The following is a 20186-nucleotide window of genomic DNA, read 5'->3' as shown; positions in this document are numbered from 1 at the left end:
CCAACGTTTTGGCGCTCCATCCCCCGCCGGTTCGCTGGATGCTCCAGATGCGCCCCTGCAAGAAATCGGCGAAGAAGTAGCGCCCGTGCAGCCGCGGGAAATCGCCGCCGCGGTAGACGTATCCACCGGTCACCGATTGCCCATCGCTGCGCGGGTAGGCGACGATCGGCTCCACAAAGGGGCCGTTGCAGGGGGCGGTGGTCGAATGGGCGATGTCGCCTTCGCGGCAGTCCCAGCCGAAATTCAACCCGCCCGGCTGTCCGGCGGGATGCAGGCTGATCTCCTCGCGCTGATTCTGCCCGACGTCGCCGATGAAGAGATCTCCGGTCAGCCGGTCGAAGCTGAAGCGCCAGGGATTGCGCAGCCCCCAGTCCCAGATTTCCGGTTTGGCGTCGCTGCGCCCGACGAAAGGATTGTCGGCGGGAACCGTGTAGGTCCCGGCGCCGGAGACCTCGATGCGCAGAATCTTACCCAGCCAGGTGTTCAAATCCTGGCCGGCGTTGAGCGGATCGTGGGCGCTGCCGCCGTCTCCCAGCCCGATGTAGAGGCGGCCATCCGGCCCGAAAAGAATCAGCCCACCGTTGTGATTGGCGTAAGGCTGATTGCGCAGCAGGATGCGCTCCTCGCTGTTGGCGTCGGCGCGGTTGGGGTCGCCGCTGACGCGAAAGCGTGCGACCACCGTGTCGTAGCCGTCGTTATTGCCGGCGTCGCGAGGATCGGGCGGGACCAAATTTTTGTTCTTGTGGTTGTAATAGACGAAGAAATAGCCGTTTTGGGCAAAATCCGGCGGGAACGCCACGCTCAGCAAGCCCGCCTCGCCGTCGTTGCCGACGCGGTCGCGGATGTCGAGAAACGGCTGGGAGAGAGTCTGTCCGTTTTGGATGATTTTGATGAGGCCCACCTTTTCGACCACGAAGAGCCGACCGGAACCGTCGCCGGCGTGGGTAATGTAGACCGGTTCGCTAAAGCCGGAGGCGACTGCCTGGAGCGCAATCTCGTCGGCGTGGTTTTCTCCGCGCGCGGTCAGAGAAAGAATCAAGGTCAAACCGGCGATGAGACCCATCCACAAGGGTGCAACCCAGCGGGTCTGACTCTTTTGCGCAATGTACATAATCGGCTCCTTCGCATCCGAATATGTCGAAGGGGACGGTTGAACGCCCCACCCTCCGGCGAATCTTCGCATGAGTCCGCCTGCGAGAGCATCTATGGCAAACCATACGCTGTTTGAGGCGGAGGCGCACGACGCCCACAATACGAAAGCCAGACAGGCCGGTTACGGTGTATGATATTGCGCCGCCAGTCGCTGAACCACCCGGTAGGCGTGCAGCAGCCGTTGCACGGGGATGTCCGGCTGCACGAAGTGGCCGGTGTTGAAGATGAAGCCGCCGCCCGGCGCGTAGATGGCGAAGCGCCGGGTGATGTACTCCTCCAGGGCGTCGCCCTCGTAGGCGAGCAGGCCGTCGATCACGTCGAGCGAGCCGTAGATGACGATCTTGTCTCCGTAGCGCTCCTTGACCGTGCGCGGGTCCATGCCGGCGCTCTCTTGCACGGGGTGCATAGAGTCGAAGCCGATGTCGATCAGGTCGTCCATAATCTGCATGATATAGCCGTCGCTGTGCAGGTTGACAAAGAGCCCCAGGCTGTGGGCGTGCGCCACGACGCGACGGGCGTAGGGCGCAATCAAGTTGCGCCACATGCGCGGGGAGAAGAGCATGTTCTGGTTCGATCCCCAGTCGTCAGAGAGGGTGACGCCGTCCACGCCGGCGTGGGCGAGGCTCTCCACCAGGCCGCAGAGCCAATCGGCGTAGCGGTCGAACCAGGCGCCCATGATTTTCGGCTGCGCGCCGAGGTTCATCCAGCAATTTTCGATGCCGATGATGCGGCTCGTGCCTTCGACGATGCCCCACACATGCGCCAGGATGAAACGCCGGTCCCCCTGCTGTCGCACCGCCTCGACCACGTTCAGCCCGGCGAAGTCGTAGTTCCAATCGGTGTGGGTCAGCCAGCGGGGGTCACGCGGGTCGCCAGGGTCGAAGGCAGGCAAATCCTGCACATCCCAGAGCCGACCGCTCTGGTTAGGGTAGGGCACGAAGCCGACGAAGATGTCAATGCCGAACTCATCGAGAAACTGTTCACGTGGGCCGTATTCCGCGTTCAGTTTTTCGACAAATTGCTTCTGATACAGCCAGCAGTCGACCGGCGTGCGATCGGTGGTCTGACGACGCAGCGTGGCCTTGACGCGTTCTTTCGAGTTCATGGGCATCCTCGGCATCTCTGAATTTGAATGAAATTCTTTCGTGAAGTGCAATTAGATTATATCGGATTTATCAGGGAGGGTCACATCTACGGGTGTAGCCTGGAATCGCCGTGCCGGAAGCGAACGAAAAACAACAAAGGCGTTTGAATTCTCGGCGACGGGAATCTAAAGTATAAGTAGAGGCGAATTTCCCGGCGGCAATCCGCCTCACGAGCTGGACGTAGGAGGGACTCAACGGGATAGGAGCTTTGCGTTCTATGGTCTCAAGCAACCATACGCAATTTGAACTGCGCAATGGCGTCGTTATCATCACCTTCGACCGCGACGAAAAGCTCAATGCGTTCAACGCAGCCATGACCGCCGAAGTCGCTGCGCATCTGGAAAGGGCGCAGCAGGCGGGCGCACGCGTCGTCGTGTTGCGCGCCAACCCAGGCGTGCGCGTCTGGTGCGCCGGTCGCGACCTCTCCGAGCTGAGCCCAGGCGCAGACCCGGCCGACGATCCGATGCTGAAACTGTTCGAGCAGATCATGGCGTTGCCGATCCCGGTGCTGAATATGGTGGAGGGGGCGGTCTACGGCGGTGGGTTGATGCTCTGCATGGTCTCCGACATCGTGATCGCCGCCAGCAACGCCACAGTGGCCATGACCGCCAACAAGTTGGGCATCCCGCTGCCGACCGCAACCTACGCCTACTGGCTGCGCGTCCTGGGATTGCACAAGGTGAAAGAGCTGCTCTTCACGGCGAGCGCCATCTCGGCGCAAGACGCCTACGTCGCCGGTGTTTTCAACCATGTCGTGGAGCCGGAGCGGCTGGAGAGCTACACGCTAGACCTCGCCCGGCGCATCCTCGAGTGTTCGGCGCAGGGCGTCGCCGACGCCAAGCGTCAGCTCAACCTGCTGGCGCAACGATTTGTGTTGACGGAGGCGGATCGCCGCGCCATCGACGAACATCGCCGCGCCTTGCTCAACGGCGAGGATTTTCGCACGCGGCTTGCGCAACTGCTGGCGCAGGTGGAAGGGAAGGCGAAACCCGACTGAAACGCCCCTTCTGCGGAATCATGGTGCGTATTGCGTGTTTCGTGCGAAGGAGCGTGGGCGAGACGTAGGGTTTGCGCGTCGGGACGGTAGGGAACGGATCCGCCGGTGAAAGCGCTCTCTATGGTAAACTTCCCAGAGAAGGGAGATGCCAATGAAGAAGTCAACCCATTTGCGCTGGGTGTTCCTTTGTCTCGTAGCGCTGGCCCTCGCACCGGCGGGCTGCAGCGACCAACCGCCCCCCGCCGTCGAGAGCGAGGCGACGATCGCCGCTCTCTCCACAGCCAACGCCGCGCTGCTGACGCAGGTGAGCGAGCTTTCAGCCGCCGCCGAGACGACGCCTGTCCCGCCCGCACCTCCGTCCTCGCCAGAGGCCGCCGATTCATCGAATACAGTCACGGAGGAGCCCCTCGCCGCCGCACAAGGGCCGCTCCCTCGCCTGGCGGCGACGCTTGCCCTGGCGTCGGAAGGCGTCGCGCTGGTGGATTTCCGCTTCGACCGCGCAGCCAATCGCCTCTACGTCACCGACGCCGACCATCTCTACGTTGTGGACGGCGACGCCCTCACCGTGCTGGCGACGCTGCCACGCGGCGGACTGCTCGAGTTCGACGAGCGCAATCAACGCCTTTATGTCTATCGTTCGTTTGTGCGCGCGGGCGAAGCGCCGGCAATTTACGTGATCGACGCCCGGACGCTGACGGAGATCGGGACGATCGAAGGCGGCGCCATCGCCATCGACCGCGAACGCAACCGCCTTTTCATCGGCGAGCCCTTCACCCAGGCGCACGCCGACTCCCAAGCGGCGCGCGGGGTGCGCGTTGTCGACGGCGCCTCGTTAACGGAAATCGGCGCATTCGAGCAGCCCGGCGCGCCGGTCTACAACCCTGACCGCAACGAGCTATTGATCGTCGCCTACACCGTCTACACCGCCGATCCGGAAACGCTGCAGGTTACGGGCGACCTGTTTCCGGAGCTGACCGACCTGGAGCAGGTGGGCCTGCTCTGGTGCAATGGCTGCCGCTGGGCGGACAACGCCTGGCATCTGCCAGAGGTGGGCATGGTGGCGATCGAAATCGACGCCCACTGCGCCGGCAAGGGGTGCGGCCGCATCGAGCCGCCGCGCTGGTTCGACGCAGCGACCATGGCTCCCGTCGATCCTGCTGTGGCGCCGGAGTTGCAACAAGGCTGTGGCTCCGCCGTGGAGGCCGTCGGCCCCATCGATGGCCGGTTCTATCGCAACCGTTTCTACAGCCGCTATCTCATCTACGCCAACCTGTTGGTCGACGATTTACAGGGCGAGCGCGTCGCATGGCGCGACGGCCTGAGCTTTGACTTCGTCAACCCTCGCACCGGCCAGGGGTATCTGGCCGATGGCTCGGTGATCGAGCTCGCTACGCTGACGCCGCTCGGACGCTGGCCGGCGGCGTGCATCCTGGGCTACGACGCCGAACGAGGGCGCATCTTTGCCATGCGCGGCAATTCGCTGCTGCTGATCGACGAGCGCGGGGCAGCTCCCGCCGCCCCATCGCCGCCGGTCGTCGAGAACTTGCCCGCATGGGAAATTACAGACATCCAGATTTCGCCCAACTTCGCCGCCGACCAGACCCTGCTGGCGACGAGTGCGGCGAACACACTGTATCGCTCGACCGACGGCGGCGCCTCCTGGCAACGGCTGCGCGGAGGTCTGCCCGAAGAGCGCAATCAAACCTTCTTCGCCTATTTCTCGCCCAATTTCGCCGCCGACCGCACGCTCTATCTCACAGGCTATCACGGTGACTCGAGAGGCTACGGCGTCTGGCGTTCGCAAGACGCCGGCGATCGTTGGGAGCCGCTCTGGAACAACCTGGCCCATCTGCGCGGCGTTGCGCTGCATTTCGCCGCAGATTTTGCACAGTCGCAGACGCTTCTGCTGCACTCCCGCTATTATGACGTCCTGACAGGCGACGAAGGGGAATCTTTCCACCGTTCAACGGATGGCGGCCTCCACTGGACGCTGGTCGTCACGGCCTCGCACACTTCGCCGGAAGGGAGAGCGACGCTGCCGCCGGTCGAGGAATTGTTGCCTCGCGGCGTCGACAGTCCTGCACCCTCGTTGCGCATCAACGACGACCGCACCGGCGTCGCCTACACGCTCGATGGCGTCGTTTGGATGACGGCCACGCTCGGCATCGAGGCAGGCGATAGGCTGTTGGCGCTCTTGCCTTCTCCCAACTTCACCGGCGATCGCACTGCTTTTGTCGTCACGCAACGCGCGATCTGGCGCACCCAGGACGGCGGCGCAACCTGGTCGCAATGGGAGGAGTCCCGCTTTGCAGATCCGGATGATTTCGACCGGAAAATTTCTTCCGCCGCCATCACGCCCCTGCTCGCCGATGGCGGGGTTCGCCTTTATCTCGGCACGCGCCAAGGCGAAATTTTAGCGATCGATCCGAGCGCGATGCGCTGGTCGGCGCCGGTCGGCGCTGGAGTGGAGACGGCGCAAGCCCAGGCGCCGCTCCAGCCGTCGGTTCCGCTTCAGCCGGAAGCGCAGCTCGGAGAGCCGCCGGAGGGGCTGTATCGTCCGGCGGGCGCGCTGGCCCTGATCTGGGAAAACAACCCGCGCATTCAGCAGGCGCTTGGCTTCGCTGCGGCGCCTGAGCCGGTCAGCAGCGCCGCCGCCATTCAACGCTTTGAGCGCGGCGTGATGGTGTGGGTGCAGGAGAACGGACGCATCTACGCTTTCCTGGACGACGGACGCTGGTTCGCCTATGAGGACGCCTTCCGCGAGGGCGAGCCGGAGAGCGACCCTGCCTTCGCGCCGCCGGCGGGCAAACAACAGCCCGTGCGCGGCTTCGGCAAAGTCTGGCGTCAGCATCCCGAGCTACGCGAGGCGATCGGCTGGGCGCTCGCCAAAGAAGAGCCGGCGACAGCGCTGCGCCAGCCTTTTGAAAAGGGAGAGATGCTGGGCGTCGGCGCGTACGTTTTCGCACTCAGCGGAAAAAATGAAGGCGTCTGGTATTGACGCATCCTCTTCCGGCGCGTATGTGTTGAGCCGCGCGCACCGTGGAGTTTGACAGAAGACGAACGAAAATTTATACTACTCTTCTGTTTGCAGTGCGCAAACAGAGATCACGCGGGCGGCGTTCGCTTTTGGCGAAGCACTCCCTCCATGCAGCAGGGGGTGATATTATGCAATACAATGTGGCTCAACTTCTCAAAGAGCCGACAGGCGCGACGAGGCGATACAGCATCGATGAGTCCCTCGAAGGCCTGGATGACGAGCTGAAATTTCTCGGGCCGTTGATCGGTGAAATCCAGTTGTTGCGCACCAACAGCGGCATCCTGGTCACCGGTTCATTGCGCACGGTCGTGCAAACCATATGCAACCGATGCATGGAGCCGATCGTGATGCCTGTAGAGTTTGAAATTGAGGAGAATTTTCGACCGCTGACGGAGGTTTACACAGGTCGATATATCCATCCAGATGAATTCGAGGGGACTGAGGCCGATCTGGAGGATGAAGCGCTTCTCATTGACGAACATCACATCCTGAATCTTGCCGAGGTGGTGCGTCAGTCGATCTGGTTGGCTTTGCCGATGTATCCTTCCTGCAACTGGAAAGGGTCGGGGCGATGTCCGAACCTGACGAAGCGTTTGCTCGAACTGGGTGAGCTAGAGGATATCGAGTTTTCGGTCGGCGACGAGAAGCCGCACGAGCACGAAGAGATCGATCCGCGCTGGGCTGCACTGCTAAAACTGCGCAACGATCAGAAAAGCGCCGATGAAACGGCTTGAAATAAAATTGTACGACACATGTAAGTGGAAAGATAACGTGTCCAGATAGGGTTGTCCAGATAAGGAGTTCAAAAGATGGTCCCGCTGCCAAAACGAAAATTGAGCAAAGGTCGCCGAAATCGCCGACGCGCCCACGACGCCATCGGCGCGCCGGCGTTGGTGGAATGCAGCAATTGTCACCAACGGATTCTGCCGCATCGAGTTTGCCCGCACTGTGGATTTTACAAAGGGCGCCAGGTGCTCGAAATCAAAGTGGAATCCACCAAGAAGTGATTCTGCATCGTCCACAGGGGCGCTGACAGCCTGAAGTCGGCGACGCCTGCATCCGCAGCATGACTGGCGAAACAGGAATGACAAGCACAGAGGGGATTTGGCCGGGCGACCAAATCCCCTTTTGTTTTGCAGCGGGGTCGATGATCCCGATCGTCTTTTGCTCGCTTTCAACCGAACAATCGATCGATTGAGAAGCTGTGAGGAGTTGCCATGAATCCCTTTGCCTTGCTTCAACGCGTCAACCAGACGGCCTTTCTCTTCCCGGGTCAGGGCAGCCAGCACGTGGGCATGGCTGGCGAGCTGGCCGCTGCATTTCCCGCCGCGCGCGCGGCGCTGGAAGAAGCGGATGACGTGCTCGGCTTTGCGCTGAGCCGTCTCATGCTCGAAGGGCCAGAAGAAGCGCTGACCGACACCATCAACGCCCAGCCGGCCTTGATGGCCGCCGGCGTCGCCGCCATGCGCGCCCTGGAGGCCGAATTGGGAAACGCTGCGCTGCCGCCGGGTGGTCGGCAGGTCTATGTCGCCGGCCACAGCATGGGTGAATACACGGCGCTGGTTGCGGCCGGCAGCCTCAGCTACGCCGACGGCTTGCGCCTGGTGCGCGAGCGCGGCCGCCTGATGAAGCTAGCGGGCGAGCAAGCGCCTGGCAAAATGGCCGCCGTGCTCGGCCTGGAAAAGGCGCAGGTGGAAGAAATCTGCGCACAGGTCGCCGCCAACGGCGCCGTCGTTCAGGTCGCCAACGACAACTGCCCGGGACAGATTGTCATCTCCGGCGATGCGGCGGGGATGGAGACGGCTATGGCTGCCCTGGCGAAGGCAGGCGCTCGCAAGGTGGTGCCGCTGGCGGTCAGCATCGCCGCCCACAGCCCGCTCATGCAGCCGGCCGCCGAAGCGCTGCGCGCCGCCATCGAAGCCACGCCCATTTTTCCGCCGCAGGCGCCCGTCATCGGCAACACGACGGCCCAGCCGCTGACCACCGTAGAGGAAATTCGCAGCGAGCTCACTGCGCAACTGACCGGCAGCGTGCAGTGGACGGCCTCGATCGAACGCATCGCCGCTGAGGGTGCGACCACCTTCGTCGAGCTGGGCGCCGGCGACGTGCTGACCGGGCTGGTCAAGCGCATCGTGCGCAACGCCACCCGCATAACCGTCAACGACGCAGAAGGCGTGCGCACATACGTCGAAATGGTGCGTTTCGGAAACGTCGCTTTATGAGTATAATGAATTGCACAGGAAGGAAGGCGTGATGGATTTCTCGAATCGGATCGCTCTGGTGACGGGAAGCAGCAGCGGGATCGGGGCCGCGATCGCCCGCGAGCTGGCCGCAGGGGGCGCCAAAGTGGCGGTGCACTATCGTGGCAACGCCGAAGGCGCGCAGAAGGTGATGTCGCAGATCGCGGAAGCCGGCGGCGTCTGTCGCATCTATCAGGCGGACGTCAGCGATGTGGAGCAAGCTGCGACGCTGGTCAAGCAGGTGCAAAGCGATTTCGGCGGGCTGGACATTCTGGTCAACAACGCCGGCACGACGCGCGACACGCTGCTGATGACGATGAAAGAAGAGGACTGGGACATCGTCATCAACACCAATCTGCGCAGCGTCTATGCGGTCACCAAAGCTGCGTTGCGCGGCATGATTCGCCAGAAATGGGGGCGCATCATCAACATCACCAGCGTCGTCGGGCTTTCCGGACAGGCGGGACAGGCGAACTACGCCGCCAGCAAGGCGGGCGTGATCGGATTCACCAAAAGCCTGGCGCGCGAAGTGGCCAGCCGCAACATCACCGTCAACGCGGTGGCGCCCGGTTTTATTCCAACGGCGTTGACCGACGTACTGACGCCGGAACAAAAGGAGTCGATCCTCGCCAGCACGCCGATGGGGCGCATGGGGACGCCGGAGGAGGTGGCCTGGGCCGTGGCGTTTCTGGCGTCCGAACGCTCTGGGTTCATCACCGGTCACGTGCTGACCGTTGATGGAGGGTTGGTGATGGCCTGAGGAGTCCCATGACGGATCGGACAACGTCGCATGGACAGGCGTCGCGCGCACACAAACCAAAGGCAGCCGAGGGCGACCGGCCAGCCGCGCCGGAGGCCTCATTCATCCAGGATCGCAAACTGGCGCGTCGCCTCGCCCTTCAGGCGCTCTTCGAGGTGGATAGCACCGGCCATCGGCCCGGCGACGTCGTGGATGCGCGCCTGGCCAATCCAGAGCCGAACGAGAACGGCGACGATCTTCCCGTCTCTGTGAGCAAAGAGACCGAGACGTTTCTGCGCTTTTTGGTTTCCGGCGTCGTCAAACATCAAAAGGCGTTGGATGAAATCATCGCCCGCTATGCGCCGGAATGGCCGGTGGATCAGCTCGCCATCATCGACCGCGTGATTTTACGGCTGGCGCTCTTTGAAATCGGCTCCAGCGAAGCGCAGACCCCCGCCAAAGTGGTGATCAACGAGGCGGTCGAGCTGGCCAAGTGTTTTGGGGGAGACAGCAGCCCCCGTTTTGTGAACGGCGTCCTGGGTTCTGCCCTGGCGGAGATTCAGAGGAAACCTTTTTAACGATGGACAGCTTCTTTGGAATCGGCGTCATGGAGCTTTTCCTGATCGCGATCATCGCTTTGATCGTGTTGGGGCCGGAGCGGCTGCCGGGCGCCATGCGCGCGATCGCCAGTTTCATGCGTCAGCTGCGCGAGATGAGCAACGAGTTCACCTCGCAGTTCAGCGAAGAGATCAAGATGCTCGAAGAGATGGATCCGCGACGCATCGTCAGCGATGCGCTCGATCCCTCCAAGACGCCTCCCCCCGCCAGTTCGCAGTCCTCCAAAGCTTCGTCTTCTTCCGCCGCCGCTTCAGGTGCAACTCGCTCTTCGGCTGCATCCAAGCCGCTGGCGGACGCTGCGTCCTCGCCTGCCAAATCTTCCAACACCATTCTGCCGCCTTCGTCCGATGGGGCGCAGAGAGGGTCCTCCGCCGAACAAAAAGCGACAAACGGCGCGCCTGCCCCTTCGGCGGAGCGCGCTGCGCCGTCGTCCGAGGCGGAGGCCGACGGCGACAATTCATCCGCTGAGGCGGAGGCGAAGCAGTGAGCCAGAGCCGTCCCTCCACATACGAGCCGATCGAAGAAAGTCGCATGACTTTGATAGACCACCTGCGCGAGCTGCGCATGCGACTGATTTGGGTGGTCAGCGCGTTGGTGGTGGGCACGTTGATTTCAATGCTCTTCGTCAGTCCGCTCTTGCAGTTTATCCTGCGTCCGCTCACCGAGGCGGGCGCGCAGCCGATGGCGATCGGCCCGACCGACACGATCGGCGTCTTTTTCCGCGTCAGTTTTGCAGCCGGCGCCGTGCTGGCGATGCCGGTGATCGTCTATCATGTCATCGCCTTCGTTTCGCCAGGCCTCTATCCGCACGAAAAGCGCAATTTGCTGCTGATCCTGCCGGGCATCATGGTGCTCTTTGTAATCGGCGCGCTATTCGCCTACTTCATCTTGCTGCCGGCTGCGGTTGGGTTTTTGCAAGGTTTTCTTGGCGACATCATCGCCCAGGAATGGACGATCGACCGCTACATCGGCTTTGTGACGCGCATCGTCTTCTGGATCGGCGTCGCCTTCGAGATGCCGTTGGTGATTGCGTTTCTGGCGCGCGCAGGCATCGTCAGCGGCCCGCAGTTGATGCGCTACTGGCGCCATTCGATCGTCGTGATCGCCATCATCGCCGCCGCCATCACGCCCACCGTCGATCCGGTCAACATGACGTTGGTGATGGCGCCGTTGATTGCGCTCTACTTCGGCAGCGTCGGCATCGCCTATCTAGTCTATCGTCCGCGCGCTCCGCGCGACTTTTCCAAGGAAGATTTCATTCCCCCCGAATATCGAGAATAGGTGCAACTTCATTCTCGCCCGGCGCGACGCAGGATCCTGTAATAAAATGCATATGGAGCGCGAGGCTTTGATCGCCCGCAAACAAGAGGTGCGACGCTTGTTGGAACAGGCGCAGCGCGAGCTGGCGAGGTTGGAGGCGCAGCCCGTCACCTGGCGTACGCGCCGCGCGAGAGGCAAGCTGGAGAACAAAATCGAGCGATTGATGGCGGAGGAATACGCGCTGCGGCTGGCGATCGACCGGGCGTCTGGAAAATAAACCTTCCAGGAAGCTCCAGGCCTCCTGGAAGGTGGATGGACCGGATGGTTCGATGGGCGACTGCTAACTTACTTTTGCTGCTCTTTCGCTGCGGCGGCCAGCTTCGCCTTCTCTTCCTCGACCAGCATGCGGCGCAACACTTTGCCCACCTGCGTCTTGGGCAGCTCTTTGCGGAATTCGACCAGCGTAGGCACTTTGTAGGGCGCCAGGTGCTCCTTGCAGAACTCGCGAATCTCTTCCGCCGTCGCCGTCTGACCTTCCTTCAACACCACGAACGCCTTGACCGTCTCTCCCCGCTTGGGGTCGGGGACGCCGACCACCGCCGCTTCCATCACCTTGGGGTGCATGAAGAGCACTTCCTCCACCTCGCGCGGCACGACGTTGTAGCCGCTGGCGATGATCAGGTCTTTCTTGCGATCGACGATGTAGAAATAGCCGTCTTCGTCCATGCGCGCAATGTCGCCGGTGTGCAGCCAGCCGTCGGCGTCGATGGTCTTGGCCGTCTCTTCGGGGTTGTTGTAGTAGCCTTTCATCACCTGCGGCCCACGCACGACCAGCTCGCCTTCCTCGCCGATGCCGAAGAACTTGTAGTGGCCGCTTTCATCCGGCTCCAGCGAAACGATGGCGGCCTCGGTGCTGGGGATCGGGATGCCGATCGAGCCGTATTTCACGCGACCTTTGATCGGGTTGGCGTGCGTCACCGGCGACGACTCCGACATGCCAAAGCCTTCCACCAGGCGGCCGCCGGTGATCTCGTCGAATTTCTGCGCCACCTCCACCGGCAGCGCCGAGCCGCCGCTCAGGCACGCCTTGATCGAGCGCAGGTTGTACTCGGTCACGCGCGGGTGATTGATAATGGCGATGTACATCGCCGGCACGCCCGGATAGAGCGTGATGTGCTCCCGGTGCAGAATCTCCAGGATATGGTTGGTGTCGCGCGGGTCGGGCACGACGACGATTTCGGCGCCGACGCTGACGCCGAAGAGCATGCCGACCGTCATGCCGTAGACGTGGAAGGCGGGCAAGGCCAGCAACACCTTTTCGTTGCCGGGGGAGACGTCGGTGAACCACGCCTGCATCTGCACGGTGTTGGCGACCAGGTTGCGATGGGTCAGCTCCGCCGCCTTGGGGATGCCGGTGGTGCCGCCGGTGAACTGGAAGACGGCCGTGTCGTTGGCCGTGTCAAACTGCACAGACGGCGCTCTGGCGGGGTAGCGACCGATCAGGTCTTTGTAATAGAAAACTCCGCCGCCGGACGGAACCTCCGCATACATGCCTTTGGCGGCAAGTTGTTTGTTCACGGTGCGGCGGAAGAGCGCCGTTACGTGATCCGAAAGGTCGGTCAGAATGATGGTTTTCAAATTGGTGTTCGGCTGAATTTGCTTGACGCGCTGATACAGGCCGGAGAGGGTGACGATGGCCTCGGCGCCGCTGTTTTTCATCAGCGGTTCAAGCTCATGGGGCGGATAGGTCGGGTTGGTGTTGACCACGATGCCGCCTGCTTTCAAGACGCCGAAGTACATCACGACCTGCTGAGGACAGTTGGGCAGCATGATCGAGACGCGTGAACCTTTCTGAATCCCCTGTGCGGCCAGCGCTGCGGCAAAGCGATCGCTGAGATCATCTAGCTCTCGATAGGTGAGCCTTGCCTGCACAGCCAATCCAAGCGGAAGGTAGCGCAACACCATGCGCACCGCAGTCTTATTCGGGTATTTCCGCGAGGAATCGATCAGGAACTGGTGAAGGGGATGATTCGGCACCTCCACCGTCGCGGGCACTCCCTGCTCGTAGCTGGAAAGCCAAGGATATGTCGTCGCCATGGTCGCTCCTTTTTGGGAAAAAGTTCGTTGGAAACGGGCTGAACAACTTCGCTAGCGGCGGGCACTATTGTACCACACCTGCTTTGACATCCGCACAATGCGGGCATATACTCAAGTGATTGTCTGGCAGACATAAGTAATCAGTTGTGGATTCTGGCGAAATTTTGGCTGAGTTCAGAGAATTGTGAAACGAAGCCGATCCAGCGTGATGGGGAAGAATTTTCATGACGACAACGCGTGTAAAATGGATCGAAGGGAAGAGCTTCCTGGGCGTCGGCGACAACGGCCGCAGCGTCGTGATGAGCCCGGCCGATGGCCCAGGCGTCAGCCCCATGCAGATGTTGTTGCTGGGATTGGGTGGATGTACGGCCATCGACGTCGTGGACATTCTGCACAAGCAGCGTCAACCGCTGGAAGATCTACAGATCGAGATCAGCGGAGAACGCGGGGAGGAGTGGCCCAAGCCCTGGACGCGTATCCATCTGCATTACATCGTCGTCGGCGCAGGGCTGGACCCGCATAAAGTCGAGCGCGCCATCGAGCTGAGCGTGCACAAGTACTGCGGCGCCCATGCCACGCTGGCGGGCGTGGCGCACATCACCCACGATTACGAGCTTCGGCCCAACGGTCGCGGCGACCAGGAATGAGGTGCATGTGGCTGCCAAAGCTTCAGACGAAGGCCTGTTTCACGGCGGTGTGTTGAACGCGTTGCTCGAACGCACCCTGCGCACCCTCAAGGACGTCGACATCGAGCTGGCGGCGCAGCGCGTGGCCGATCTTCGCGCCAAACATTCCCTTCAGGACGATGCGCTGGTGGAGCATCTGATCTGGCGCAAGGCGCGTCAGGCCGGCATGGTCGGAGCCGCCACTTCGGCGGTGGCGTTGATTCCGGGGCTGGGTGGCGTCGCGGCGTTTACGGTCGGGGCCGCCGCCGATGTGGGCGCAACGCTGCGCCTGCAGTCCGAGCTGGTGATGGAGATCGCCGCCGCGCGGGGCAAGCGGCTGCAGCCCGACGAAGCGCGCAACGCGCTGCTCGTGGTGGCGGGTCTCAACGTGGGCGCCGAGCGGCTGGTCAACCAGGCGAGCCGCAGGCTTGCCACGCGCCTCGGCGAACGTTTCGCCGGCCGGGCGCTGGTCAAGGTCATTCCGTTCGTCGGCGTCGCCCTCTCCGCCGCCGCCAATCTGTTGATGACCTATCTCATCGGCAAGCGCGCCGACGCTTATTTTCGCCTCGGCGAGGCGCACGTCGGCGACTGGAGCGAAAGCCTGCGCGCTTTGACCGGCCTCGATGAACGTCGACTGTCGGCGGAGCTGGGCGCCATTCTCTCTGAAATCGGCCCATCGATGCGCAGCCGCATGCAACAGCTCGGCGCCAGGACAGGGGAGGGATGGCTTCGCCTGCGGGAATCCGCCGCAAGGCCCATCGAACAGCGCCTGCGTCTTCCCAAAGCAAGCATCCATCATGGAGATCTTGAAAAGCAGGGAAAAGGAGAAAAACAGTCCATGCTCGATCAATTAAAACGGCGCCTGGGAATTGGGCGTCCGACGCAGGAAGCGCCTCAAGAGCCGGCGGCGATGGAGCCGCAGCCTCCATCGATCGTGGACGTGACCGACGCCGACTTCGATTCGGTGGTGGCGCAGTCCTCCCTGCCGGCGGTGGTCGATTTCTGGGCGGAATGGTGCCAGCCTTGTCAGGTGATGTCGGCCTATGTGGAATTTCTGGCAAGAGACTACGCAGGACGCCTGCTGGTGGCGGCGCTGGACACGGATGAAAACCCGCAGACGCCGGCGCGCTACAACGTGATGGGGCTGCCGACGCTGCTGCTGGTGCGCAACGGCGAAGAAGTGGATCGCATCGTAGGCGTGGCGAGCTATGAAGAAATCAAAGCGCGCGTCGAGGCGCTGCTCGGACGCGCGTAAACATCCTCCGCTCTTCACTATCTTTGGAGTGTCTTATGCGAGTTTCTAGATTATTTTTTCAGACGCTGCGTGAAACGCCGGCCGACGCCGAAGTGGTCAGCCATCAGCTGATGCTGCGGGCGGGCATGATCCATCAAATTGCGGCGGGCATCTTCGACTACCTGCCGTTGGCGCAGCGCACCAAACACAAGATCGAAAACATCTTCCGCGAGGAGATGGACGCCATCGGCGGGCAGGAGGTGACGCTGCCGATGGTGCATCCGGCCGAGCTGTGGCAAAAGTCGGGGCGCTGGTATCAGATCGGCAGCGACATGGTGCGCTTCAAGGATCGCAACGACCGCGACATGGTGCTCGGCATGACGCATGAGGAGATCATGGCGGACCTGGCGAAGCGCTTCATCCGCAGCTATCGTCAGTTGCCGATGATGCTCTACCAGATTCAGACCAAATTCCGAGACGAGCCGCGGCCGCGCGCCGGCTTGATCCGCGTGCGCGAATTCACGATGAAGGACGCCTACACCTTCGACCGCGACGAGGCGGGCATCGACGCCTATTATCCCAAATTCTATCAGGCGTACTACAACATTTTCCGCCGCTGCGGCATCGACGTGATCGCCGTCAAGAGCGACACCGGCATGATGGGCGGGCGCATGGCGCATGAGTTCATGGCGTTGACCGAAATCGGCGAGGACACGCTCGTGCTCTGCGACGCCTGCGGCTACAGCGCCAACCGTCAGGTGGCCGTCTTCCGCAAGCCGGAGCCGCCCGTCGCCGAGCCGCTGCCGCTGGAGGAGGTGGCGACGCCGGGCGTCTCGACGATTGAGGCGCTGGCGCAATTCTTGAACATCCCCGCCAGCGCCACCGCCAAAGCCGTCTTCTTTATCGCCGACCTCGAACAGCCGGACGGTTCGGTCAAGGAGCAGTTCGTCTTCTGCGTGGTGCGCGGAGACATGGAGCTGAACGAGACCAAGCTAACCAATGCCATCAAGGCGCGGCGTCTGCGTCCGGCCACGGCCGCCGAAATTCGCGCCATCGGCGCGGAGCCGGGCTACGGTTCGCCGATCGGCATTCGCCGCGACCGGGTGCTGCTCGTCGTCGATGACCTGGTGGCGCGCAGCCCCAATCTGGTCGCCGGCGCCAACCGCGAGGGCTATCACCTGCGCAACACCAATTACGGGCGCGACTACACCGCCGACCTCGTCGTCGATGTCGTGGCGGTGAGCGACGGCTACGCCTGTCCTCAATGCGGCGCCGCGGTGCGCACAGCGCGCGGGGTGGAGGTGGGCAACATCTTCAAGCTCGGCACCAAATACAGCGTCGCCATGGGCGCCACCTACCTGGATGAGAACGGCGAAGAGAAGCCGATCGTAATGGGCTCCTACGGCATCGGCACCGGCCGGCTGATGGCGGTGATCATCGAGCTGCACCACGATGAGGCGGGCATTCAATGGCCGATCACCGTGGCGCCCTACCAGGTGATCTTGATCAGCCTGGCGACCGAAAAGACGCCCGAAGTGGCCGAGGCCGCCGAAAAGCTCTACGCCGATCTGCTGGCGGCGGGCGTGGAAGTGCTCTACGACGACCGCGACGAGCGCGCCGGCGTCAAATTCAACGACGCCGACCTGATCGGCATCCCGATTCGTCTCACCGTCGGCGCCAAAGGGCTGCAAAACGGCGTCATCGAAGGCAAACTGCGCCGCAACGGCGAAACCTTCGCCTTTCCTGTAGAGACGGCGGTGCAGGATGTTCAGGCGCTGATCGCCGCCGAGATCGAGCGCATTCACGCTACAGTGGTTCCGGTGCCATTCGACGAATAAACACGCCCAGGAAAGCGTCTGTGTTCACCGCCAATTTTCCCTACTACAACGTCGTCGACCAGATCTATCACGCCGAATGGTCGATTGCGAAGCTGGCGCGGCACGAGTTGCTGCGTCGCTCGATCGCGACGCTCTGGCCCGACGGGCATCCAACTCAACTGATCCATGTGGCCGGCACCGGCGGCAAGGGCTCCACCTGCCGCTTTTTGGAGCTGGGGTTTTCCTGCATCGGCAACGCCGGCGCCTTCATGAGCCCGCACATCTTCGACTATCGCGAACGGTTCAGCATCAACGGTGAATTCGTCTCGCGCGAGGACGTGATGGCGGCCTGGGAAGAGCGCGTGCGCCCCCACTGCGTGCGCATTGCGACCGACAATCCGGCGCACGTGCACACCTTTCACGAGGCGTCGATTTTGATCGCCCTCACGCTCTTCGAACGACGCCAGGTGCAATGGGCGGCGATCGAAACCGGCGTCGGCGGGCGCTATGACCAGACGCGCGCGCTCGACGTCGTGGCGACGGCGTTGACCAACGTCGGCAGCGACCACGCGCACCTGCTGGGCAGCGAACTCTGGCAGCGCGCGCTCGACAAGGCGGGCATTGCCCGCGCTGGCGTCCCCTTTTTCACTACGGAACAGGCGCCCGCCACGCTGGAGATCGTGCGCCAGGTGTGTGCAGCCGCCGGCGCTCCGCTGATCGAGGTCGGCGACGCCGAGGTTGCGGCGTTAGAGGCGGCGCTGCAGGCCCACACGCTCGAGCCTTCGCCGGATTCGTTGCTCCACGCCGACTATCAGAAGCGCAACGCCGCGTTGGCGCTGGCCGTGATTCGTCGGCTGGCGCCGACGATCGACGAGGACGCCGTGCTGCGCGCCTTCGCCAACGCCCGGTTGCTGGGGCGCTTCTGGCGGGTGGAAGACGACATCTACGCCGACATCGCCCACAACGCCGAAAAGATCGAGGCGCTCTCCGGCGAAATCCGCCGACAATTCGGCGATCGCGGCAAAATTTTGGTGGTCGGCATCTCGGGGCAGCGCATCTCGAGCAAAGTCTTCCGCGCCCTGGCCGAGATTGCACACACCATCATCGTCACCAGCGCATCGTTCAAGGGGCAGGACCCGGCGCGCGTGCGCGAGGAGGTGAAGGGCATCGTCGGCGACATTCCCGTGTTGGTGGCGTTCGAGCCGCAACAGGCGCTGCGCACAGCGCGTTCACTGCAGCGCGAGGGCGAGATCATTATTCTCACCGGCTCCACGTACATGATCGAGCAGGCGCTGAACCCGGATCCCTATCTACGCTTTATGAGCGCGCATTTTGGCTGGCGCATGGAAGAGCCGCATGAAGCGACCGGCGTGATCCACCTGAATCTACCCAAGTCGACGCCGCCGCTGCGATAAATTTGTCAGTTTGCGCCTTTGCGTTGAACCGACTTTCAGCACAGGAGGGGGAAACATGAACTTTTCTGACATGTGGCAGACCTGGCTCAAGGCGACGACCAGCCCGAGCGAAGCAACCTATCTGGAATTGCGCCAGAAGCCGAACGCCACGGTGACGACCGCAATTTTGTGGATGGTGATTTACGCTGTGATCGCATCGGTGATCGGCCTGTTGGGAGGCATGTTGGCGCTCAACACGATGAGCGCCATGATGCCTCAATTTATGGCGCAGGCCGGCATGTCTCCCGCCGAAGCGGCGCAGTTTGAGCAAATGATGCGCATGTTCACCGGCGGCGGCATGGGCATGGTTGGGTTGGGCAGCCTGCTCAACATCATCATCGTGCCGCTCTTCTTCTTGATCGGCGTGGCAGTTTACCATCTGATCGCCAGGCTGCTGGGAGGCGTCGGCGAATTCGGGCGTTACGCCTATCTCAACGCCGCGTTCGCAGCGCCGCTAGGCATCGTGAGCACGCTGCTGAGCCTGGCGCCCTTCGTCGGCTGTCTGACGCCGCTTATCTCCATCTACTCGCTGGCGCTGGTCTTCTTCGCCACCAAGGCGGAGCATCGCCTCAGCGATGGCCGCGCGCTGCTGGTGGTGCTGATTCCGCTGCTGGTGGTGCTGGCGCTCGGCGTCTGCGCGGCGGCAGCGCTCATCAGCGCGTTGATGTCGCTGCGCTTCCAGTAAGACGAGGCCGAGGGGTTCATGGAGCCATCCAGCACAGAACGGTCTGACCTTCTCCAGAATCCGAACGTCGACGCGGAGCCACCCGCCGACCACCGCAGCGGCTTCGTTGCGGTGATCGGCAGGCCCAACGTCGGCAAGTCGACGTTGCTCAATCGACTGCTGGGGCAGAAGATCGCCATCACCAGCCCCAAGCCGCAGACGACGCGCGACCGCATTCTGGGCATCCTCACCACCGAGGACGCGCAGATGCTCTTTCTGGACACGCCCGGCATTCACCGTCCTCTGCACAAGCTGGGCGAGTACATGGTGCAGGTGGCCGCCGACGCCATCGCCGACGCCGACGTCGTGCTCTGGCTGGTGGACATCAACACACGGCCCACGGACGAGGAGCAGGCCATCGTCGAGCTGCTGCGCCATCTGACCACGCGCAAGCGCAAACGCATCCAGCTTCCGCCGCTGATCCTGGGGCTGAACCAGATCGACCGCTGGCATGGCGATGCAGAGGCGACGGCGGCGCGCGTGCGCGAGTACACGGCGCTGCTCGATTGGCTTCCGGAGCAAACTGCAGACAGCCAACCCGCCCTGCAGACCGTTCTCCTCAGCGCAGCCACGGGGGCGGGCATCGAGGAGTTGTTGGCTTTGGTTCGCGCGCTGCTGCCGCCAGGTCCCCGTTTTTATCCCGAGGACCAAATCACCGACATGAATTTGCGCCATATGGCGGCGGAGATCATCCGCGAAAAGGCGCTGCTCCTGTTGCAGGATGAGGTGCCGCATAGCCTGGCGGTTGAGGTGGATGAGTTCGTAGAGCGCAGCGAAAAGTTGACCTACATCTCCGCCGTGCTCTACGTCGAACGCGAGTCGCAAAAGCCGATCGTGCTGGGCAAAGGCGGCAGCATGATCAAGCGCATCGGGCAGATGGCGCGGCCTGAGATCGAAGAACTGGTTGGAACCAAGGTCTACCTTGAACTGTGGGTCAAAGTGTGGGAGCGCTGGCGGCGGCGACAGAATCTGCTCAAGCAACTGGGATACGCAGTGCGCTAGCCGCA

General features: G+C 62.5%; 19 protein-coding genes. 16 read left to right on the top strand and 3 right to left on the bottom strand.

Annotation, left to right across the window (positions count from 1 at the left end; all coding sequences use genetic code 11):
- A partial coding sequence (locus Q0367_RS13510) for a sorbosone dehydrogenase family protein (RefSeq protein ID WP_298982821.1) occupies positions 1–1111 on the bottom strand: 1111 nt, incomplete at its 3' end.
- A 162-nt stretch (positions 1112–1273) separates the two neighbouring features.
- A complete protein-coding gene (locus tag Q0367_RS13505; RefSeq protein ID WP_298982819.1) occupies positions 1274–2257 on the bottom strand; it encodes a uroporphyrinogen decarboxylase family protein in 984 nt (327 codons plus the stop codon).
- Positions 2258–2514: 257 nt separating this feature from the next.
- Here Q0367_RS13505 and Q0367_RS13500 point away from each other — a divergent pair, with 257 nt between their 5' ends.
- From Q0367_RS13500 to Q0367_RS13455, 10 genes are all read left to right on the top strand, one after another.
- Entirely contained in the window at positions 2515–3294 is a 780-nt protein-coding gene (locus tag Q0367_RS13500) for an enoyl-CoA hydratase-related protein (protein ID WP_298982817.1), read from the top strand.
- Between the two features lie 151 nt (positions 3295–3445).
- Positions 3446–6292, top strand: a complete 2847-nt coding sequence (locus Q0367_RS13495) for a hypothetical protein (RefSeq protein ID WP_297640937.1) — start codon at positions 3446–3448, stop codon at positions 6290–6292.
- Between the two features lie 41 nt (positions 6293–6333).
- A complete protein-coding gene (locus tag Q0367_RS13490; RefSeq protein WP_298982814.1) occupies positions 6334–7065 on the top strand; it encodes a DUF177 domain-containing protein in 732 nt (243 codons plus the stop codon).
- A gap of 75 nt (positions 7066–7140) precedes the next feature.
- On the top strand, positions 7141–7338 hold the full coding sequence (gene rpmF / locus Q0367_RS13485) for a 50S ribosomal protein L32 (protein ID WP_297640933.1): 198 nt from the start codon (positions 7141–7143) through the stop codon (positions 7336–7338).
- Between the two features lie 210 nt (positions 7339–7548).
- A complete protein-coding gene (gene fabD / locus Q0367_RS13480) occupies positions 7549–8553 on the top strand; it encodes an ACP S-malonyltransferase (RefSeq protein ID WP_298982811.1) in 1005 nt (334 codons plus the stop codon).
- A gap of 31 nt (positions 8554–8584) precedes the next feature.
- Complete coding sequence (fabG, locus tag Q0367_RS13475; RefSeq protein WP_297640928.1) at positions 8585–9331, top strand: 3-oxoacyl-[acyl-carrier-protein] reductase; 747 nt, start codon at positions 8585–8587, stop codon at positions 9329–9331.
- An 8-nt stretch (positions 9332–9339) separates the two neighbouring features.
- Positions 9340–9888 (top strand): transcription antitermination factor NusB, encoded by a 549-nt coding sequence (gene nusB, locus Q0367_RS13470; RefSeq protein WP_298982809.1) that lies wholly within the window; start codon positions 9340–9342, stop codon positions 9886–9888.
- Positions 9889–9890: 2 nt separating this feature from the next.
- Positions 9891–10415 (top strand): Sec-independent protein translocase protein TatB, encoded by a 525-nt coding sequence (gene tatB, locus Q0367_RS13465; RefSeq protein WP_298982807.1) that lies wholly within the window; start codon positions 9891–9893, stop codon positions 10413–10415.
- A gap of 44 nt (positions 10416–10459) precedes the next feature.
- Entirely contained in the window at positions 10460–11209 is a 750-nt protein-coding gene (tatC, locus tag Q0367_RS13460; protein WP_298982806.1) for a twin-arginine translocase subunit TatC, read from the top strand.
- A 46-nt stretch (positions 11210–11255) separates the two neighbouring features.
- Positions 11256–11465 (top strand): hypothetical protein, encoded by a 210-nt coding sequence (locus tag Q0367_RS13455; protein ID WP_298982804.1) that lies wholly within the window; start codon positions 11256–11258, stop codon positions 11463–11465.
- A 68-nt stretch (positions 11466–11533) separates the two neighbouring features.
- Here the strand turns inward: Q0367_RS13455 and Q0367_RS13450 are convergent, their stop codons facing one another.
- The gene (locus tag Q0367_RS13450) at positions 11534–13285 is read right to left on the bottom strand and encodes a long-chain fatty acid--CoA ligase (protein WP_298982802.1); all 1752 of its coding nucleotides are present in this window, start codon (positions 13283–13285) and stop codon (positions 11534–11536) included.
- 224 nt (positions 13286–13509) lie between these two features.
- Between Q0367_RS13450 and Q0367_RS13445 the strand changes: the two genes are divergently transcribed.
- From Q0367_RS13445 to era, 6 genes are read left to right on the top strand one after another with little or no spacing between them, the layout of a single operon-like run.
- Positions 13510–13932 carry an OsmC family protein gene (locus tag Q0367_RS13445; RefSeq protein ID WP_298982799.1) on the top strand — a complete coding sequence of 141 codons (423 nt, stop codon included), beginning with the start codon at positions 13510–13512 and terminating at the stop codon, positions 13930–13932.
- Positions 13933–13939: 7 nt separating this feature from the next.
- A complete protein-coding gene (locus Q0367_RS13440) occupies positions 13940–15205 on the top strand; it encodes a thioredoxin domain-containing protein (protein WP_298982797.1) in 1266 nt (421 codons plus the stop codon).
- Positions 15206–15240: 35 nt separating this feature from the next.
- Complete coding sequence (locus Q0367_RS13435) at positions 15241–17022, top strand: proline--tRNA ligase (RefSeq protein WP_298982796.1); 1782 nt, start codon at positions 15241–15243, stop codon at positions 17020–17022.
- A gap of 20 nt (positions 17023–17042) precedes the next feature.
- Positions 17043–18416 carry a folylpolyglutamate synthase/dihydrofolate synthase family protein gene (locus Q0367_RS13430; RefSeq protein WP_298982794.1) on the top strand — a complete coding sequence of 458 codons (1374 nt, stop codon included), beginning with the start codon at positions 17043–17045 and terminating at the stop codon, positions 18414–18416.
- A gap of 55 nt (positions 18417–18471) precedes the next feature.
- Positions 18472–19140 (top strand): YIP1 family protein, encoded by a 669-nt coding sequence (locus tag Q0367_RS13425; RefSeq protein WP_297640906.1) that lies wholly within the window; start codon positions 18472–18474, stop codon positions 19138–19140.
- An 18-nt stretch (positions 19141–19158) separates the two neighbouring features.
- The gene (gene era / locus Q0367_RS13420; RefSeq protein WP_297640904.1) at positions 19159–20181 is read left to right on the top strand and encodes a GTPase Era; all 1023 of its coding nucleotides are present in this window, start codon (positions 19159–19161) and stop codon (positions 20179–20181) included.
- The last annotated feature ends 5 nt before the right edge of the window (positions 20182–20186 follow it).

Origin of the sequence: uncultured Caldilinea sp. (assembly GCF_937128415.1) — a bacterium.
Classification (GTDB): domain Bacteria; phylum Chloroflexota; class Anaerolineae; order Caldilineales; family Caldilineaceae; genus Caldilinea.
This window is presented reverse-complemented; position numbering and strand designations above follow the sequence as displayed.